Below are 737 nucleotides of genomic sequence, written 5' to 3' on the forward strand. Positions count from 1 at the left end.
CCGTTCACCGCCAATGCCGCCGAGGCCCGCGACATCGCCGAGCTGGCCGCGAAGTCAGATCGCGTCGTCATGGAGGCAATCCAATACCGCTACCATCCGTTGACTTCGCGCGTCGAGCAGATTCTCACGTCAGGCGAGCTGGGCAAGCTCGAGCGGATCGACGTCTCCTTATGCGTATTGCTGCCGAAGCGCTCCAACGCCAACGTCTACGACTACTCCCTTGCCGGTGGCGCGCTGATGACCGACGGAAGCTATACGGTCGACATGCTCCGTACGTTCGGCGGTTCGACCCCGGAAGTCGTTTCGGCTCGTGCGAAACTGGGCGGTCCCGAAGTGGACCGGGCTATGACGGCCGAATTGCGGTTCGCCGGCGGGCACACGGGCCGCCTGCACTGCGCGCTGTGGTCGTCGAACCTGTTTTGGGCGAGCGCCAAGGTGGTTGGGGATCGCGGCCGGCTGCGTTACCTCAGTCCGGCTGCTCCGCACTTGTTGCCCCGGCTCACGATCCGCTCGGCCGACGGCAAGCGGGTGGAGCGCTTCCCGCGCCGCACCAGCTATGCGTACCAGCTCGAGGCCTTCGCCGCGGCGGTGCTGCGCGGCGAACCGGTGAAGACGACGCCGGAAGGCGCGATCGAGAACATGTCCGTCATCGATACGATTTACCGCGCCGCCGGTCTCTCGCTCCGCGAACCGGCGTAAACGCCATGAACGCCGCGCCAGTCGACAGTCGAGAGGGC

1 protein-coding gene is annotated in these 737 nt (G+C 66.2%); it reads left to right on the forward strand.

Annotation, left to right across the window (positions count from 1 at the left end):
• A partial coding sequence (locus A5706_RS35140; RefSeq protein WP_068127401.1) for a Gfo/Idh/MocA family protein occupies positions 1-699 on the forward strand: 699 nt, incomplete at its 5' end.
• Between the last annotated feature and the right edge of the window lie 38 nt (positions 700-737).

It is taken from the genome of Mycobacterium sp. E796 (assembly GCF_001672815.1).
In the GTDB taxonomy this organism is placed as follows: Bacteria; Actinomycetota; Actinomycetes; order Mycobacteriales; family Mycobacteriaceae; genus Mycobacterium.